At 69.1% G+C, this 15,936-nt stretch carries 17 protein-coding genes; 6 read left to right on the top strand and 11 right to left on the bottom strand.

Annotated features, from left to right (window positions below; translation table 11 throughout):
* Positions 1-192: 192 nt before the first annotated feature.
* Complete coding sequence (locus D187_RS25950) at positions 193-1,155, top strand: ornithine cyclodeaminase family protein (RefSeq protein WP_043431555.1); 963 nt, start codon at positions 193-195, stop codon at positions 1,153-1,155.
* A gap of 9 nt (positions 1,156-1,164) precedes the next feature.
* Here D187_RS25950 and D187_RS25945 read toward each other — a convergent pair whose 3' ends face one another.
* Positions 1,165-1,422 carry a hypothetical protein gene (locus tag D187_RS25945; protein WP_002625552.1) on the bottom strand — a complete coding sequence of 86 codons (258 nt, stop codon included), beginning with the start codon at positions 1,420-1,422 and terminating at the stop codon, positions 1,165-1,167.
* A gap of 173 nt (positions 1,423-1,595) precedes the next feature.
* On the opposite strand from D187_RS25945, the gene D187_RS25940 reads away from it, so the two are divergent.
* Positions 1,596-1,886 (top strand): YgaP-like transmembrane domain, encoded by a 291-nt coding sequence (locus D187_RS25940; RefSeq protein ID WP_043431554.1) that lies wholly within the window; start codon positions 1,596-1,598, stop codon positions 1,884-1,886.
* 31 nt (positions 1,887-1,917) lie between these two features.
* On the opposite strand, the gene D187_RS25935 is transcribed toward D187_RS25940, so the two are convergent.
* The 3 genes from D187_RS25935 to D187_RS25925 form a co-directional block, all read right to left on the bottom strand.
* Positions 1,918-2,607 carry a hypothetical protein gene (locus D187_RS25935; protein WP_002625554.1) on the bottom strand — a complete coding sequence of 230 codons (690 nt, stop codon included), beginning with the start codon at positions 2,605-2,607 and terminating at the stop codon, positions 1,918-1,920.
* Between the two features lie 81 nt (positions 2,608-2,688).
* Positions 2,689-3,612 carry an NmrA/HSCARG family protein gene (locus tag D187_RS25930; RefSeq protein ID WP_043431553.1) on the bottom strand — a complete coding sequence of 308 codons (924 nt, stop codon included), beginning with the start codon at positions 3,610-3,612 and terminating at the stop codon, positions 2,689-2,691.
* Between the two features lie 69 nt (positions 3,613-3,681).
* Complete coding sequence (locus D187_RS25925; RefSeq protein ID WP_002625556.1) at positions 3,682-4,218, bottom strand: hypothetical protein; 537 nt, start codon at positions 4,216-4,218, stop codon at positions 3,682-3,684.
* A 461-nt stretch (positions 4,219-4,679) separates the two neighbouring features.
* On the opposite strand from D187_RS25925, the gene D187_RS25920 reads away from it, so the two are divergent.
* A complete protein-coding gene (locus tag D187_RS25920; RefSeq protein ID WP_020918278.1) occupies positions 4,680-5,639 on the top strand; it encodes a terpene synthase family protein in 960 nt (319 codons plus the stop codon).
* Positions 5,640-5,645: 6 nt separating this feature from the next.
* Here the strand turns inward: D187_RS25920 and D187_RS25915 are convergent, their stop codons facing one another.
* Genes D187_RS25915 through D187_RS25895 form a run of 5 tightly spaced genes read right to left on the bottom strand, consistent with a single transcriptional unit; the run spans position 5,646 to position 10,140 of the window.
* Complete coding sequence (locus D187_RS25915) at positions 5,646-6,359, bottom strand: c-type cytochrome (protein ID WP_043431552.1); 714 nt, start codon at positions 6,357-6,359, stop codon at positions 5,646-5,648.
* On the bottom strand, positions 6,356-7,612 hold the full coding sequence (locus D187_RS25910) for a YncE family protein (protein ID WP_002625559.1): 1,257 nt from the start codon (positions 7,610-7,612) through the stop codon (positions 6,356-6,358). The genes D187_RS25915 and D187_RS25910 overlap by 4 nt, the downstream gene beginning before the upstream one ends.
* Before the next feature lie 16 nt (positions 7,613-7,628).
* Entirely contained in the window at positions 7,629-8,201 is a 573-nt protein-coding gene (locus D187_RS25905) for an imm11 family protein (RefSeq protein ID WP_002625560.1), read from the bottom strand.
* Between the two features lie 8 nt (positions 8,202-8,209).
* Entirely contained in the window at positions 8,210-9,523 is a 1,314-nt protein-coding gene (locus tag D187_RS25900; protein WP_002625561.1) for an AHH domain-containing protein, read from the bottom strand.
* Entirely contained in the window at positions 9,523-10,140 is a 618-nt protein-coding gene (locus tag D187_RS25895; protein ID WP_002625562.1) for a hypothetical protein, read from the bottom strand. Before D187_RS25895 ends, D187_RS25900 begins: the two co-directional genes overlap by 1 nt.
* A gap of 150 nt (positions 10,141-10,290) precedes the next feature.
* Here D187_RS25895 and D187_RS25890 point away from each other — a divergent pair, with 150 nt between their 5' ends.
* Positions 10,291-10,917 carry an FMN-binding negative transcriptional regulator gene (locus D187_RS25890; RefSeq protein ID WP_002625563.1) on the top strand — a complete coding sequence of 209 codons (627 nt, stop codon included), beginning with the start codon at positions 10,291-10,293 and terminating at the stop codon, positions 10,915-10,917.
* A gap of 21 nt (positions 10,918-10,938) precedes the next feature.
* Here the strand turns inward: D187_RS25890 and D187_RS25885 are convergent, their stop codons facing one another.
* Both D187_RS25885 and D187_RS25880 read right to left on the bottom strand, forming a co-directional pair.
* Positions 10,939-12,261, bottom strand: coding sequence for a WD40/YVTN/BNR-like repeat-containing protein (locus D187_RS25885; protein WP_002625564.1), 1,323 nt, complete (start codon positions 12,259-12,261; stop codon positions 10,939-10,941).
* A gap of 245 nt (positions 12,262-12,506) precedes the next feature.
* Entirely contained in the window at positions 12,507-13,124 is a 618-nt protein-coding gene (locus D187_RS25880; RefSeq protein WP_002625565.1) for a hypothetical protein, read from the bottom strand.
* Positions 13,125-13,432: 308 nt separating this feature from the next.
* Here D187_RS25880 and D187_RS25875 point away from each other — a divergent pair, with 308 nt between their 5' ends.
* The gene (locus tag D187_RS25875; protein WP_002625566.1) at positions 13,433-14,998 is read left to right on the top strand and encodes an LVIVD repeat-containing protein; all 1,566 of its coding nucleotides are present in this window, start codon (positions 13,433-13,435) and stop codon (positions 14,996-14,998) included.
* 22 nt (positions 14,999-15,020) lie between these two features.
* Positions 15,021-15,758, top strand: a complete 738-nt coding sequence (locus D187_RS25870; RefSeq protein ID WP_002625567.1) for a class I SAM-dependent methyltransferase — start codon at positions 15,021-15,023, stop codon at positions 15,756-15,758.
* Positions 15,759-15,936: the final 178 nt, after the last annotated feature.

Here is a 15,936-nt window from a genome sequence, read left to right as displayed (position 1 = left end):
CGAACACCCCTCAGATCACCTCCCCTCTGTCCGCGCGTAAGGTGCGCATGGCGAGTGGGCGTGGCCGTTGTCCCCAGAGGCGAGAGGTGGCCCTTCACACCGGGCCCGCCATTTCCCTCGGCGCCCGGCGGGACGCACCGACCGCCCTTCCGGCTGGCTGTGCCACCCCGAAGAAGGGGATAGGTTGGGAAGATGAGCACCCTGCTTCTCAGCCACACCGATGTCCTCCGGTCCATGGAGGCCCTCCCCCTGCTGGAGGACATGCGCGCCGCGTTCCGCGTGGACGCCGAGCGCCGACTCGCCGAGCCCCAGCTTCTCCTCTCCTCCCCACCGGGCCAGGCCACGCTGGAGGTCTCTTTTCCCGGCACCCTGTCCGGTCTCGCCGCTTCCACCGTGAAGGTGCTGTCGCGGGCGTCCGGGCCCACGGCCTCCCGCCAGGGCGTGGTTCACCTGTACGAGCTCGAGACGGGGGCGCTCCTGGCCATCATGGACGCGGGCCACCTCATGGCGCTGCGCACCGGGGTGGTGGGGGCGCTGGCGGCGGACGTGCTCGCCCGGCCCGACTCGTCCCGGGTGGCGCTGCTGGGCGCCGGGCCCGCGGCGTCCATGCAGCTCAAGAGCCTGCGGCTGGTGCGCAGCCTCCAGCACGTGCGCGTGTATGACGAGGACGTGGCGCGCTCGGTGGACTTCGCCGCCCGCATGTACCAGGCGCTCAACCTCCCGGTGCGGCCCGCCCTGTCCGTGGAGGAGGCGGTGGAGGACGCGGACATCGTCGTCATCTCCATGGCCTCGCGCGAGCCCTTGCTCCTGCCCGGCATGTTGCGCGGGGGCACGCACGTCACCGTGCTGGACGCGGACGCGCCGGAGTCCGTGGCCCTCTCCGCCGGGCTCTTGCGCCAGTCCACCTTCTTCTGTGATCACCGCGAGCTCAATGCCCGTCAGGGCGCGCCCGCGCGCGTGGGCCTCGGGGTGGACATCATCCACGCGGAGCTGGGCGAGGTGCTGGCCGGCCAGAAACCCGGCCGCGGCGACGCGAGCCAGGTCACCGTCTTCGGCTCGGTGGGGCTGCCCTTCCAGGATCTGGTCGCCGCCTGGCACGTCTACCAGGGCGCGCGAGGCGACGACTCCGTGCGGCGCATGGACTTCGGCGCCTGACGCACGGGCTCAGTGCGAGGTGCGCCGGGAGGTGGGGGGGATTTCCCGGGGGCCCGACAGCAGGGCGTCCGGACCGTGGTGGAGGAACACCTCGTCCTTGACGACTTCGCGCACCTCGCCCAGGGGCACCGCGTAGCCCCGGCGCCACACGAGCACTCCCTTCTCGACGATGAACTCCTCGTCCGTCACCTCGACGACGTACCCGAGCTTCTCGCCACGTGGGGTCCAGACCGCCATCCCCGCGTGCAACTCCGAGCGATCCACCATGGTCACCTCTCCTCTTCCTGGCGTCCAAGCTAGGGCCCGGCGCGAGGCACTGGCACCGGCCCGGCGACCAGGGGAGCGTCCGAGGGTTGGCCGGTATACGAAAACCCGGGAGGGGCACGGGCGCTGGTGTCCTCTTCCCGTGCATGCCCATCTTCCTTCCAGGAGGTGTGTGAATGTTGATGGGATGGATCGCATCGAGGACGGGGCGCTGGACACGCATGCTGGCGGGCGCCTCGCTGGTGGTGGGAGGGCTCGCCCGGAGGTCCGGCTCGGGACGGGTGATGGCGCTGCTGGGCCTGCTTCCCCTGGTCGAGGGGGCGTTCGACGTCTGTGTCCTGGGCCCCCTCTTCGGTCTGCCCATCCAGGGCGAGGCCATCCGCCGCAAGGCGGGACGCATCGGCGAGGACTCGCTCCTGCCTCACCCGCCGCTGTTCCCGTCGGATCGCCCCTTGTTGCTGCACTGAGCCAGGCGGCCTCCGGGCCGCCTCGGGAGGGCTAGCCCCGCACCTCGAAGGGGATGTCGAGGGTGCCGAACTGCTCGCCCGTCCGGGCGTCCACCAGCCTCGCGCGCAGGGTGACCTGACCCTCGCGCTCGCTCACGTTCTGGAAATAGAGGAACCCCGTCACGGCGCCTCCGGGCTGCAACGTCCCCTGGGGCAGGGCGGCCTTCACCATGTCCTCGGTGGGCAGGGGCTCGGGGGCGTAGCCGTACGCGTAGGGCCCGTAGAATGGATCATAGATGGGATCGAACCCGCCCAATCCCCAGCCGAAGCCTGGCCAGAGGGGAGGGCGGCCCACGAAGATGGGCTCGGCCACGCCCTCGCCCGCCTGGCCCGAGCCGCCCACGCCCGAGACGTTTTCCTGGCTGAGCTCTGGGAGCGTGAGCGCGGCGTACTCGAAGCGCGAGGTGCCCACCAGCGTGAAGTCCTCGGGGGCGATGCGCAGGGGCCGCCCACTCTGGTTCTCCAGGCGGACCTCCACCGGCGTGACGATGCGGCCGAGGTGGGAGGGGTAGCCCTTCCAGGCGGCGCCATTGGCCACCAGCCGCACGCCGTGCTCCTGATCCAGGGGCGTGCCTGCCGGCGTGGTGGGGGTCGAGGCCAGCGGTTGCAACGTCGTCGTGGACACACACCCCGCGGCGAGCAGCGCCGTGGCGAGAACGGGCCGGAAAGCACGCATGCGCATGGAAAAGCTCCTCCTCCCAGGAAGGTAGGAAGAGCTCGGAGGGGACGCGGGGGCACGGGCGGTGCCCGCTCGCTGGGCGGACTAGGTCAAGGATGGCTCCGCGGCGACGGGTCCCCGCCAGGTGGTGCCCAGCAGTCCGCTCCAGTCCTGGACGCGCGCCCAGTCCTCGAAGGTGTGCCAGCCCACGTCCGGGTAGTCCTGGCGCAAGAGGGTGCTGTCCACGTGGTAGCCCTCGGTCTGCAGCCAGGCGTACATGCGCGCCAGATCCTCGCTGCGCGAGCGTATGGCCTCCAGGGGAACCTCCTCGTAGCGCAGCTTGTGCCCGCTCACGTACGAGATGAGCGCGGCGGCCTGCTCTCCCGTCACCTCGTCCGAGGCGAGCTCGATGCGCTTGCCGATGAAGTCCTCCGCGCGCTCCATCACCCGGGTGGTGAAGGCGCCGAAGTCCGCGAGGGCGATCATCTGCAGGCCGCGGTGGGGCGGCAGGGGGAGGGCCAGCGTGCCCTCATGCAGCCGCTGGGCGAACAGGGGCCCGAGGAAGTTCTCCATGAAGAACACGGGCGCCAGGATGGTGTAGGGCAGGGTGCTGTGGCGCAGGTGCTCCTCCAGCACGAGCTTGGTTTCGAAGTGGGGCACGCCCGTGGGCAGGTTGCCGCTCGCCACGGACGAGTAGATGAAATGGGGCACGCGGGCGATCTTCGCGGCGTCGATGAGGTGCCGGCCGTGGCGTACCTCACCCTCCAGGTCCAGGCCCTCATCGCCATACGGCGTCGCCATGGCGAACACGGCGTCCACGCCCATCATGGCGTGTTCCAGGGTGTCCACCTCTTCGAAGTCACCTGGGACGAGCCGGGCTCCCAGGTGCTCCAAGGCCTTGGCCTGTGCGTTGTCCGGTGAGCGGACGAGCGCATGCACCTGATGCCCACGCGCGAGGAGCATGCGCGCCACTGCCCCTCCTTGCTTGCCGGTCGCTCCGGTCACCAACACCGTCAGTAGTCGGGACATTTATGCATCCTCCAGACAATCACATCCAAGGTGGGCACTGTGCGCACGTGGAGCGAGCCCAGGCGTGGGTCAGTGCTCCCCGCCGCTCGGAGAGGTGGGGCGCGACGTCACCTCTCGCGCCACCTTGAGCGCGCCCGACAAGGCATCCCCAGCGAGCTTGCGAGCCCCCACCAGCGGATGGCCATGGACGGCCTCGCGCGCGGCGCCGATCACGCTCTTGACGGCGTCGAGCGCCAGCTCCTTCACGCGCTCCCGGCCGAAGCCCTCGCTGGCGTTCTCACCAGCGCTCTCCAGGTGAGGCGTCCGCGGAGCGGTCTCGCTCGCGCGGGCCTCCACCGAGGGACTCTCCTCGTGCGTCCGGGCCTGTTGCTCGCGTGCGGCCTGGGCCGCCTCCTGTTGCTTCTTCAGCTCATACCGCGCGCGACGCTCCTGATAGAGCTGCTCGGTGCGCGCGTGGGCATGGCCGTAGCGCACCTTGTTGGCCGCCTGCGGAGCGGGCTCGCTCTTGGGGGCGGAGTGCTTCTCACGTGGGGCGTCCAGCTCCTGGCGGGTGTTCTCGTCGGGGGCGGCCACGGTGTTCTGCTCGTCACGGAACGTCTTGGTCATCCTCGGCTCCTCGCGTTTGGACGCGTCGTTGAATCTTCCCGTTGAGCCTTCCAAGGTAGGTCGTGCCCCGTGCCCGGGAATGGGCCTGGAGCAGGCGGGCGGACGGGCGCTCCGTCTTGCGCTCCAGTACCAGACACGACGGTCCCCCGGGTCCGTGCTGAACCCCTCCCGCAGGGCCCCCCTCACGCCCAAGGAGAGACGTCCAGGCGTCTGGCTTTCAGTCCTGGACAGACAGCGCGCTTCGCGAGCCGGGGACCGTCTGGAGAGTGTTCACCTCCGTGCGCTTTCCTCGTCTCCGGGGGACGCGGGTAGAGGGGGACCTCGGGGTCTTTTTCACCTCCGGGCAGATGCCGCGCGAGGAGCGGCGTCCCGGGGCAGGACGGACGGCTCTTCCCTCTGCGCGGGGCGGCGGGCCTCGCGCGAGCGCCTGGGTGGGATCGGGCCTTGCAGAACCTCGCGGCATGAGCCCCCTCGTCTCGCCCCCGCTGTTCTGTCCATTCCCCACGCAGGAACATCCCCGCCTGCGGCAACTCGAGGAAGAGGCCCTGGCGCGCTGGGCGGGCCAGTTGGAGACGCCCACGCAGCATGTGGACCTCGAGAAGTTGTGCCGCGGCCACTTCCCCCTGTTGCTCGGCCGCGCCCATCCCACGCTGCCCCCGGAGCGCTTGGGCGCGGCGCTCGACTTCCTCATCTGGTGCTTCTCCTGGAATGACCAGATGGCCGGAGTGCCGCCGGTATGGCTTCAGGAGCAGAGCTGGCTGGCGTTGGCGGTGTTGCAGGGGGCCACGCCCGCGCGCGACGCGCTGCCCTCGCTGTGGCTGCTCCGGGACATCCGCGAGCGGCTGCTCGGGTCCATGCCCCGCGACTGGCGCGAGCGCTTCATCCGGGCCTGCCAGTCGTACTTCCGGGGGACGATTTGCGAGGCGCGGGTACGCGCCGGGCGCCTGTGCCTGGAGGTGTCGTCCTACGTCGAACTGCGCCGCATGTCGGCGGGCACGTCCATGGTGTTCACCCAGATGGAGGCGCTCGAGGGCTTCTTCCTCCCGGAGGACACCCTGGCCCACCCGGCGCTCGTGCAACTCATGCGCACCGCCACGGACGTGATGGCCTGGGCCAACGATCTCTTCTCGCTGGAGTGCGACCTGAGGGATGACTTCCACCCGAACCTGGTGCTCTCGCTGCAACTCGAACGGACACTGCCGCTGGACGAGGCGCTGCGCGCGGCGGTGGAGATGCACGACACGGCGGTGCGGCGCTTCCTCGTGCAGGAGCGCGCCCTGCCTTCGTTCGGCGCGCATGACGCCGCCGTGTCGCGGCTCGTGCTCGGGCTGCGCCGGTGGATCCGCGCCAACCTCGACTGGTCGCTGCTGACGGGCCGCTATCCGCGGACGGCCGCGTCCCAGTGCTCGCGCGTGGCGTGAGCCTGCTCACAGCCCGAGCCAGGCCAGGAGCGCGCCCAGGTCTTCATCCGACAGGGCCTCGCGGCTGTAGGGCGGCATGTTGCCCCCCACGCCGAAGAAGCGGCCATGGCGCACCTTCTCGATGAAGACGAGGCTCGGGGGGCTGTTGGGAAAGAGCTGGTGGTACTCGTGGGCCACGTCGGGCAGCACGGGGGCGAGCTCCGTGAGCCGGCCCTGGCCGGAGCGCGCCTCGCCATGGCAGTCCTGGCACGCCGCGCGGTACACCTCCGCGCCCCGGCGGGCGTCTCCCCGCGGCACGTCGGTGATGTCGCGCACGAGCGTGAAGGGCTGCGCCGACGCGTCGGGCCGGGGGCTGAGGCTCACCATGTACTCGTAGAGGGCGCGGCTCTTGGGATCCTCCGCATCGAGGGGAGCGGTGCCGCGCATGAAGGCCGTGTAGCAGAAGTTCACCGCGTCCAGCAGCGTCACCTCGTAGCCGCCCCACCAGTGGGGACGCGAGGCCACGCCCTCCAGCGACAGGCCCGTGTACAGCTTGTCCCGGGCCTGCTCGCTCGACGTCGCGTGGCACGTGGCGCACGAGAAGGCGTTGTACTGGCTCGTCGACAGCCGGGAGTCCCGGAACAGGGCCTCGCCGTATTCCTCCGCGGGAGTGGGACCACACCCGGCCACCAGCCCCGCCACCGCGCAGGCCACCGCGCCCGCCACCCTTCGTGCCCTCATGGCTTGCTCCTCAGCAGGCCCACCGAGTCCGGATAGATGCCCACCTTCACCGTCTTCTTCACCGTGCCCGCCTCCAGATCCAGCACGTGCAGGGTGCCCGGGCCCACATGGTCTCCCTCGCACACCGCCAGCGCCTGCTTGCCTCCCGGTATCAGCTCCACTTGATGCACGTTGAGACAGCCCGCGGGCGACAGTGGAATCTTCCCCTTCACGGCGGGCCCGCTCCCGCTCACGTCGATGATGGCCACGGTGTCCACCCGCTGGTAGGGCAGGAGGAGTGTCCGGCCATCGACACTGAAGGCCCCGAACATGGGGACGCCCTGGCGCAACTCCTCGTCCATGCGCTCGGGGAGCAGCGAGCGCTCGGGGAGGATGCGCAGCGACTGGGGATCCATGTGGTACGCGATGGGGCTGTCCAGGGAACCCACCCACAGCGAGCCATCCGTGGGCGAGAGGGTGAGCGAGTAGGGGGAGTAGCGGGGGGCGTGGGCGGTGCCCGGGTTGGGCAGGGGGATGCGGGTGACGGGGAAGGCCGGGTCATCCAGGCGCACCACGGCGACCTCGTCCGAGAGGCAGGCGACATAGGCGCGCGTCTCGTCCGGGGACAGGCGCACGGCGTGGGGGGCGGGACACACGGCGACCCGCTTCTTCACGCGCATGGTGTCGGTGTCGACGAGGACGAGGTTGGCATCGAGGTTGTCGTGGGGGGTGCCGTTCTGGAGGGCCTCCTGGAGCTTGAGCAGATCGAAGTGGGTGACGTAGAGCGTGCGGCCGTCGGCGCTGAGCACGAGGTCGCCCGGGTTGCGGTCCACGCGCGTGGAGGCGACGAGGTGGTTGTCCCTGGCGTCGAGCTTGAGACAGTAGCCGTCGGCGGTGCCGGTGCCGTGCGCGCCGTGGGGACCCGAGCCCGCGCCGGGCACGGAGTAGGAGAGGCCCACGTAATAGAAGTCGCCGCGCGGCGAGAAGGCGGCGTGGTGGGGGCCCTCGAGTTCCACGGGGTTGAGTCCCACGGGCACGCGCGCGAGCTCTCCCCAGTCCGGAGTGTCGAGGGTGTCCAGGTCCAGCAGGCTGACGGTGTCGTCCATGCTGTTGGTGACGACGATGCGCCCGCCGCCGAGGGGAGGCATTTCACTGCGGCCGGGCCAGCCGTTGGGGTGGTCGTAGTCGAGCGGGGGCGGCTCGCCGCTCGTGTCGATGCAGGCGCCGAGCGCGAGCGTGGCGAGGACGGCGAGGCGTGGGAGCTTCAGGTTCATGGTGCTTCCTGGTGGTTCAGACCTCGATGAACTTCGTGCCGGTGATGCCCTCTTCCTCCAGGGCCCGCTTGACGTGCTCGGAGACGATGAGGATCACCTTCCAACCCCAGGGACGGAAGATGTGGGCCTCCCCGATCTTCTCCGGGTCTATCTTCAGCCCCGAGACGTTACGGTATTCGCCAGGCTCCTTGTCCGGGCGGTTGTCCTCCGGGAGCCAGTGGAGAACCTCCTCACAGCGGGCGTCATCGATGCAGCGGATGATCTGCAAGGCGTTGAGGATGAACCAGGGCTCTGTCTGTCCTTCCACTTCGACGGGGATGAACTGCACTTCCTTCTGGAGACCCAGACGCTCGAAGAGCGAGACCACCCGGCGGTGCACGATGGGAACCCCCCGGGCAAGAGAGAACTCGAGAGGGCGGCCAGCGGGCTTCATGGAGATGCGGATGGGTTTCTCGATGTTCAGGGTCCGTCCCTCCTTGAACCGCCAGGTGTTGAAGAGTTCTTCCCGACCTTCCTCTTCGTGGAGAGGCATTCTCAAATGCCATCGTTCTCGAATGTATACGTTGTCGTAGAGGTCGAAGTATCTCATCTGAGCTGTCATGGATTCCTCTTGATGAGCTTGTTGAGTTTGGATCCTGGTGTACACACAGAGCCCGCGATTCTGTCGAGTTCTTTTATAAGCCGGGCTCGACAATCAGACGGAGTCCCGCATGCTTCCATTGCAGTATCCAATCGACTGAAGACCTCGCGGTGATACTCCTCGGGATGTGGACCCTTATGGCCTCGCAGGTAGACGATGTTTATCGGATCCTCAAGGCTCATCCCCGCCTGCTCAAAGAATTCCTCGAACCTGGGCGTCCAGGGCCCTCCCGTACTCTCGGACTTGTTGTTCTTGTTCGTGCACAGATGGTGCGCATGGTTGTCGTCTTCCTTCGACTGGGCACAGTCGCCTGTGGTCCGAGCCGAGGACACCGCCGAAGCCACCGCGGAGGCGGTCGTGTTCGCCGACACGCCCATGAGCACCACCGTTCCGTTCGCCACGCTCACCTGGGCGCGGGCCCCCGCTCCCACCGACAATCCTCCCCGTGCGCCCCCTCCCGCGAAGGCGAAGCGCGGAGGCGACAGCCGTGTCCACAAGCCGCCTCCGGGGACCTCTGGCAGTCCCTTGGCCATCTGCGTCCCCGCCACCGTCACCAGCACTCGTAGCCCCACTCCTCCCATCGCCTTGCCGAATCGCTCTGCCACCGCTTCCAACTGTTCCTTCGTCCTCGCCGCTTCCGCTTCCCGGTACAGGGTCAGGCACGCCATTCCCACGTTGTGCAGTTCCGTTGCCGTGTAGGTCATCAGCAGACCCAGCGTCACCGCTGCCGCGAAGGCCTTGGAGAACACGGGTTCCGGCGCGGCCCACGCCATCATGTAGAGCACCATCGACATGCCCACGGACAGCAGCATGGCCGGAGACTTGAACATCTCCACGGCCGCCTCCCGGGCTCCATCCCCCATGTAGCGAGGTGAGAGCTTCAGGGCCTGGAACCACCTGGCACTCTCCAGCGACGACGGTGGCGAGACCAGGGGAGGCCCATACATCTCCTCGAACTCTTCGCGTACGCGTCTCTCCAGGTTGGAGGAGCGGGCATCAGGTGAAGACCCGGTTCGCTCCATCGCCGCGAGCACTTCCCGCGCGTCCTTCAAGGAGAACAGCGCCAGAGCGGGGTTCGGCCCGAGCTTCTCGAAGGTGAGTTTCAGCCCGTGCGCCGGAGCACCTCGGTACTCGCTCACCGTCACGGGCTTCAGTATCGAGAGCCGTGATTCGACTTCGGCTGGAGCCGCCTGGACAGCGAGCGGCACCAGCAGCATGCAGAGGGCATGGAGGATGTGTGATGGCGTGAGCGGCACGCGCGGGCGCCGCATCAAGGAGCGCTCCAGCGGATGGTGCGCGGCTGCTCCAGGCGGTAAGGGCCCTCGGTGACGCGGTTCTGCAGGAGGTACGCGCGCGTTATCTGCACGGTGAGGGAACTGTCCGCGCGTTGGCCGAGCGCCGCCCAGGTGTCCGTGTCCGGCTGCCACTTCAACTCGGAGGTGAGCACCTGCGCCACGGGGCACGTGGTCCCCGGGGCGAACACCTCCACCCAGTAGATCTCTCCCGTGTAGGGCGGCAGGTGGGCGCGCGCCGAGGGCAGCAGCAACTCGCCCAGCCAGGTGGTGAAGGTGCGGGACGTCGCGCGGGGCGTGGCCGGCAGCCCGCGCGGAAGCGAGGTCAAGGGCAGGCTCCACTCCCAGGTGGGCGGCGGCGAGCCCACCGCGTACTCCTGGCCCTCGGTGGGCGAGGTCAGGTACACGGCACCCGAGGCATCCAGTGGCTTGTCGCGCACGTCCACCAGCGAGTGCCAAGCCTCGTCCGTGGCCTTGCCGGCATAGATGGGCTCGGCGCACGTGGGCTCGGTGTCGGTGGGCTGCTCCCCGCAGGCCGATGCGGTCAGGGCGAGGGTGGTGGCGAGGGCGGCGAGGTTCGGGGCTTTCATGTTCATGGGCCGGAAGGTTATTCGGTGGGGGGGCTCGCTTCGAGCGGATGTCCTGGCCGGACGAGAGAGCGAGGCCACAGCGTGCTTCAAAGCGATGCCTCGCATGAGCAAGGCTCCCCTTCACCGGTCGGGACGGAAAACCCGAGGAGGACTGAAATGTACATCCCGCGCCACTTCCACGAGCAGGACGAGCCGCGGCTGCTCGCGCTGATGGGCCAGTACGGCTTCGCGACGCTGGTGACCTCCGACCCCCAGGGCGTGCCCTTCGCCACGCACCTGCCCCTGCTCGTCGAGCGGGATGAAGGGGGACGGCTGCTGCTCAAGGGCCATGTGGCGCGCGCGAATCCACAGTGGCGGTCCTTTGCGGACAAGCGCGAGGTGCTCGCCATCTTCCAGGGGCCGCACGCCTATGTCTCGCCCTCCTGTTACTCGGCGCCCTCTGTCCCCACCTGGAACTACGCGGTCGTGCATGCGTACGGCACGCCCTCGCTCGTCGAGGAGCCCGGGAAGGTCCTGCTCTCCATGCGGCAACTGGCCAGCAAGTACGAAGCGGGCAGGGACGAGCCCTGGAGTCCGGACGCGGCCGAGGCGGTCGTGAGTCGGCTGCTCGCGGGCATCGTCGCGTTCGAGCTCGCAATCACCCGCCTGGAGGGCAAGTTCAAGCTGGGCCAGAACCGCGACGCGCGGGACTACGACGGGGTCATGCGCTTCGTGGGGCTCGGCGATCAGCACGGGAGCCAGGGGCTCGTCGAGTTGATGAAGGCGTACGAGCCCCAGGGGTGAGCGCTCCCGGCCCGCTCCGGGTCAGGGCCGCCGGGAGCGGCGCGGCAGGGCAAGGGCGAGCAGCACGGCGGCGGGCAACAGTCCCTCCGTGGCGGAGCATCCCTTGCGTGGAGGCGGGGGCGGGGGCTCGTATGCCGGCGGCGTCCCGGCGTCTCCGCCGGGGGTGGACAGGGGATCGGCCTCGACGAGGGCGGCGAGCTGGGGCCAGAGGGGCTGGCAGACATCCCGCGCCGGAGTGCCCACGGGACACGCCGAGGGCTTCATGTCGGGGAGATCGAGCAGGGGCGTGTATGTGACGCCCTCGTCGGGGGTGGTGGCCAGGGCCCAGTCGTGCAGGCGCGAGGCGCCACAGACGAAGAGCACGCCGTTCTCCCGCTCCACGCAGGCGTTGCCCGTGGGCAGCGACAGCAGCGTGGCGAACGTCTCCCCGGCACGCACGCGGAAGAGGCGCGTGGGCGTGGCGGCCCAGAGCGTGTCGCCCTCCTCGGAGACCTCCACGCCCATGAGCGCCTCGTCGATTCCGTCCTCGGTCTGGCCGGTCGGGTGCACGATGGACTGGAAGCTCTGGCCTCCATCCCGGCTCTCCAGCACGTAGGTCCAGAACCCCGCGCTGATGCGAGCCCAGAGCCGGTCCGGATCGTGGTCGGACACGCGCAGGACGAACAGATCGTAGGGCTTCGCGTCCGCCAGGTTCCCGGGGAAGGGCGAGGAGAAGGACCGCCAGGAGAGCCCCTCGTCATCGCTGCGGTAGAGGCGGGGGCCGGTGGGCGTGCTGGCGGAGACGTAGAGGCGCCGCGGATCCGAGGGGGCCACCTTCACGCTGGGGTAGACGTCGGTGGTGCTCTGGAGCGGGGTGGGGGTGAAGGTCTCTCCGCCATCGTCGCTGCGGTAGAGGGCGTTGTTCTGGCCGGGGCGGCCCGTGGACACCCACAGGCGCGAGGGCTGGGAGGGGAGCGACGCGAGGCTCTTGGGCCACAGGGCGGCCTGGGGCTTGTCCGGAGGGGTGAAGAACGGGTGGGGGGCCCAGGTACAGCCCCCATCCTTCGAGCGGATGAGGGCGGCGCCGGTGGCGGCCAACAAGGTGCCGTCGGCCTGCCAGAGGTAGCTCTCGGGGCTCCAGCCGCCCAGGCCGAGTGCCTGGGGACATACCCAGTGCCAGCTCGCGCCGCCGTTGTGGGTGATGACGGCGCCGAAGGTGGCGCCCAGGATCATCTGCTCGGGGTGGCCCTCGCGCAGGGTGACGCTGGTGGTGTCGGGGTAGCCATTGTGCGCCGGGGCGGGCGCGGCCCAGGGCGCGAGAAGGGCGAGCAACACGCCGCGGCGGACCAGGGAGGAGACCTTCATCAGGGGAAACTCCGAGAGAAGGACGCACGATAGATGTCCCGGGAGACCCGGTATACCGGGGAGCGTTCAGGTTCCGGCCGGGTCCTTCGTTGAAGACCAGTTCTCGTCCTTGCTCCTCGCTGCCTGGCCCTTCGAGTTTGTGCCGAGTTTGTGGGAACCCTCCACTGTGAAGGGTCACCACAAACTCGGCACAAACAGAGTTGCTCCTTGTGGAGCAGGGGGAGCGCCGGACAGGGCTCCGTTGCCTACCTCCGCGCGGGCCCTTCCTCGCTCTTCGCGCGCTCCAGCAGCTTCATCATGTTCTGCTCGTCCAGGGCACCGCGAGGGCAGTGGTCGGCGAGCGCCCGCGTGGAGCGTCCCCGGATGGCTCCACTGACATGGCAGCTCTCACAGGGAAGGTTTCCCGCGCACTCCTCCCCCACGTCCGGCTTGGAGATCGTCTTCGAGCCAGACGTGCAGGTGGTACGGACCCCATCGCCGTCGATGAGCACCGGCCAGGCCTTCACCTGGATGGGGTGCAGGACTCCGCAGGAGACGCCGGTGCGGCTGACGTACCAGGTGCCGGACTTCCCGGGCTGCTCCTCGACGGCGTACAGCACGTCGTCGACGTAGTACTCCAGCCGGACCCCGTTGGCGGGGCCCGAGACCGCCCAGCTTCCACTCCCGGCCAGCTCTCCCTGATGGGTGCTGCTACCCGTCAAGGTCAGCGTGGTGACGCCCAACTCGGCGCACAGCTTGGATTCCCGGGCCGTCACCGGCAGCGGGGAGGGCTCCGGTGGCATCTCCTGCGCGCCGCCACAGGCCACCCCCAGCAGTCCGGCGAACAGAGAGCTCAGTAGGGACTTCATCCGGTACTGGCGCATCTTCGGGCTCCTCGGACCATGGGGAAAGAATCTTTCAGTTGGATGGTACCAAGAAAATCCCGTAAAATGCACCTGTCATTTGAAGTCAGAGGGAGCCCTCTCCCGGTTCCTCGCTTGATGCGCTGCGTAGCCCGGCTCCGCCACCAACCCGCGCGCCAGGACCCGCGGAGGCGGTTCTCATGAGCGGGCGCTCGGGGCGAGGGGGTGCTGGCGCTGGAGCGATTCGTCACCCCCGAGCCCTTCCCGCGCCGACTCTGAGGAGCCCCGGCCCGGACTTCGGCTCTGGAGGGGCTCGGTATGATGGCCGCATGCACATGCGCAGCAAGTGGGGAGTCTCCATCCTGATCGCCGGGATGGTGGGGGGGTCGGGCTGTGAGGAGAAGCCAGTCCCTCCGCCGCCTGTCCTCCAGGAGGGAGGGGACTGGACGGATACGGGCCGCTACGCCGCGTGCAACGTGTTCTCGGTGCAGGGCAGGGCGTGTGGGGACCGGGAGACCCTCGAGGTGTCCTCGTGTGACGCGGCGTCGCTGACCCAGGTGCCGGCCGATGGCATCTATACCCTGGTGTATCGCACCGATTCACAGGTGCCAGGAATTGGCGCGGACGCCTTCCGGGTGTCGGCGGATGGTCGCCTCGACTCCTTTCACGGTGTGCCCCCGACGGAACGTCGCATCGGTCCGCGCGAGTTCTTCCTGACGAGTACCCGGACGCTCTCCCCGACCGTCACGGTGCGCGACACCCTGGTGGGCTGCCGCGCCGAGGGCACCCGGCTGTATGGCTGCTATGCCAGTTGTCGCAATGGCAGGTACACCAGCTTCGGCACCTTCCTGGCCGAGCGGTGGACACGGCGCGCGGGGGAGGAGGAGGCCTCGGGGCTGCGGCTCACGTCCGAGTCCTTCGTGGAGCAGGGCATGCCGGTGGACATCTACGTCACCCAGGGCCATGCCTATGTGGTGTCCGTACCGAATGGTCCCGAGAAGGGGGGACTCACGGTGTTCGACGTGAGCAACCCGGCGGCCCCAGTGCTCCGGAGCACCCTCAGCCTGCCCACGGACAACTATTGGAATGGGGTGTGGGCGAAGGGAAACGCGCTCTACGTGGCGAGCGCCGATTCGGGAGTGGTTGTCTTCGACATCTCGGAGCCCGCCACGCCGAGGCTCGTGCGGCAGGTTCCCTCGGAGCAGGGGGCGCTCGACGTGCACACCGTGTTCGTGGAGGGAGAGCGGCTGTATGCCATGTCGCCGAGCCCCCGCGCCCGGACGCTCGTCTTCGACATCCGTCAGCCCCAGGAGCCGGTGCTGCTCGGTGAGTACGTGGAGCCGCCAGCCGTTGGCCTCCCCCCGGGCTATCCCCACGACGCGCTGGCCCTGGAGGGGCGGCTGTACATCAATCACTGGTCCCAGGGTTACCTCATCGTGGACGTGAGCGATCCGGCGGCCCCGAGGAAGCTGGGCGGGTTCGTCTACCCCTACGCCACGAGCCACGCCAACGCGGTGGGCCGGTTCGGCGAGCGGCTCATCGCCTTCGAGGGCGGAGAGAACTGGGGCACGCACCTGCGGGTGCTGGACGTGACGGACCCGACGCATCCGGTGCAGGTGGGCGAGTACTCGCTGGGCGCGAACGTGTCCCCCCACAACATGGTGCTCAAGGGCTCGAGGCTCTACGTGGCGCACTACCAGCACGGCGTGCGGGTGCTGGACGTGTCGGTGCCGGAGAGCCCGCGCGAGGTGGCCTACTTCAACACCTTCCGCGAGACGGACCCGGAGCGGGGCACGAGTTTCTACGATGGGGCCATCGGGATGCGGGTGCCGGGCGATGGGTTTGTGTATGTCATCGATACCTCGCGGGGGCTGCTCATCTTCCCCGAGCCCTGACACCACCCACCTGGAGACCGTCATGACCTCGAAGCGCTCCTTCTTCCGCCGCGCCGCATGCACCTGGGGCACCACGCTGCTGTTGGGCTTGGGCGCCTGTGCACACCGGACCTCGTCCGAGGCTCCCGCGCCGGCCGCGGACGCCGCGCCGCGGCACGGCCATGGAGGACATCACGGAGGGATGCCCCACCGCTTCGAGAACGCGGAGGAGTGGGTGAAGCGCTTCGAGGAGCCGGGGCGCGAGGCGTGGCAGAAGCCCGACGAGGTGGTGAAGGCGCTCGGGCTCGCCGCGGACGCGAAGGTGGCGGACATCGGCGCTGGCACGGGCTACTTCGCGGTGCGGCTCGCGCGCGCCGTGCCCCAGGGCCGGGTGTACGGCGTCGACCTCGAGCCCGACATGGTGCGTTACATGGGCGAGCGCGCCCAGCGCGAGGGATTGAGCAACCTCACGCCCGTGCTGGCCTCGGCCGAGGACGCCCGGCTGCCCGAGCCGGTGGACCTGGTGCTCATCGTTGACACGTATCATCACGTGGGCGAGCGCGTGGTTTGGCTCCAGCGGTTGGCGGAGAAGCTCCGCCCGGGCGGGCGCGTGGCCATCATCGACTTCCGCGTGGAGTCCTCCATGGGGCCTCCGCCCGCGCACAAGCTGTCGCCCGAGCGCGTGCGGGAGGAATTGGAGGCCGCGGGCTACCGCCAGACCCAGACGCTCTCCTTCCTTCCCGAGCAGTATTTTCTCGTGTTCCAACACCAGACACCCTGAACCGCGCGGGTGCGTAGCCAGGAGGGCCACGGCCCAGGGTCCTCCTTGTTGCCCTCGGGTCGACAAACCGGTGCGTGGCGGGCTCGCGGCCCGGGTGCTCCAGAGGAGAACGCGGGCGCGGCGTGTCTTGGTATGGGCCGTGCAATTCCTGACAGGACCCCGTCGCAGGAGAATCCCG

Origin of the sequence: Cystobacter fuscus DSM 2262, assembly GCF_000335475.2 — a bacterium.
GTDB classification, from domain to species: domain Bacteria; phylum Myxococcota; class Myxococcia; order Myxococcales; family Myxococcaceae; genus Cystobacter; species Cystobacter fuscus.
Note: the sequence above shows the minus strand (reverse complement) of the source record. Positions and strands in the feature narration are given on the sequence as shown.

Coding starts and splice junctions, on each gene's coding strand:
- D187_RS25930 (WP_043431553.1), bottom strand. CDS start 3,612: ATGTCCCGACTACTGACGGTGTTGGTGACCGGAGCGACCGGCAAGCAA.
- D187_RS25900 (WP_002625561.1), bottom strand. CDS start 9,523: ATGCGGCGCCCGCGCGTGCCGCTCACGCCATCACACATCCTCCATGCC.
- D187_RS25895 (WP_002625562.1), bottom strand. CDS start 10,140: ATGAACATGAAAGCCCCGAACCTCGCCGCCCTCGCCACCACCCTCGCC.
- D187_RS25905 (WP_002625560.1), bottom strand. CDS start 8,201: ATGAGATACTTCGACCTCTACGACAACGTATACATTCGAGAACGATGG.
- D187_RS25950 (WP_043431555.1), top strand. CDS start 193: ATGAGCACCCTGCTTCTCAGCCACACCGATGTCCTCCGGTCCATGGAG.
- D187_RS25870 (WP_002625567.1), top strand. CDS start 15,021: ATGACCTCGAAGCGCTCCTTCTTCCGCCGCGCCGCATGCACCTGGGGC.
- D187_RS25925 (WP_002625556.1), bottom strand. CDS start 4,218: ATGACCAAGACGTTCCGTGACGAGCAGAACACCGTGGCCGCCCCCGAC.
- D187_RS25880 (WP_002625565.1), bottom strand. CDS start 13,124: ATGCGCCAGTACCGGATGAAGTCCCTACTGAGCTCTCTGTTCGCCGGA.
- D187_RS25890 (WP_002625563.1), top strand. CDS start 10,291: ATGTACATCCCGCGCCACTTCCACGAGCAGGACGAGCCGCGGCTGCTC.
- D187_RS25915 (WP_043431552.1), bottom strand. CDS start 6,359: ATGAGGGCACGAAGGGTGGCGGGCGCGGTGGCCTGCGCGGTGGCGGGG.
- D187_RS25920 (WP_020918278.1), top strand. CDS start 4,680: ATGAGCCCCCTCGTCTCGCCCCCGCTGTTCTGTCCATTCCCCACGCAG.
- D187_RS25875 (WP_002625566.1), top strand. CDS start 13,433: ATGCACATGCGCAGCAAGTGGGGAGTCTCCATCCTGATCGCCGGGATG.
- D187_RS25945 (WP_002625552.1), bottom strand. CDS start 1,422: ATGGTGGATCGCTCGGAGTTGCACGCGGGGATGGCGGTCTGGACCCCA.
- D187_RS25940 (WP_043431554.1), top strand. CDS start 1,596: ATGTTGATGGGATGGATCGCATCGAGGACGGGGCGCTGGACACGCATG.
- D187_RS25935 (WP_002625554.1), bottom strand. CDS start 2,607: ATGCGCATGCGTGCTTTCCGGCCCGTTCTCGCCACGGCGCTGCTCGCC.
- D187_RS25885 (WP_002625564.1), bottom strand. CDS start 12,261: ATGAAGGTCTCCTCCCTGGTCCGCCGCGGCGTGTTGCTCGCCCTTCTC.
- D187_RS25910 (WP_002625559.1), bottom strand. CDS start 7,612: ATGAACCTGAAGCTCCCACGCCTCGCCGTCCTCGCCACGCTCGCGCTC.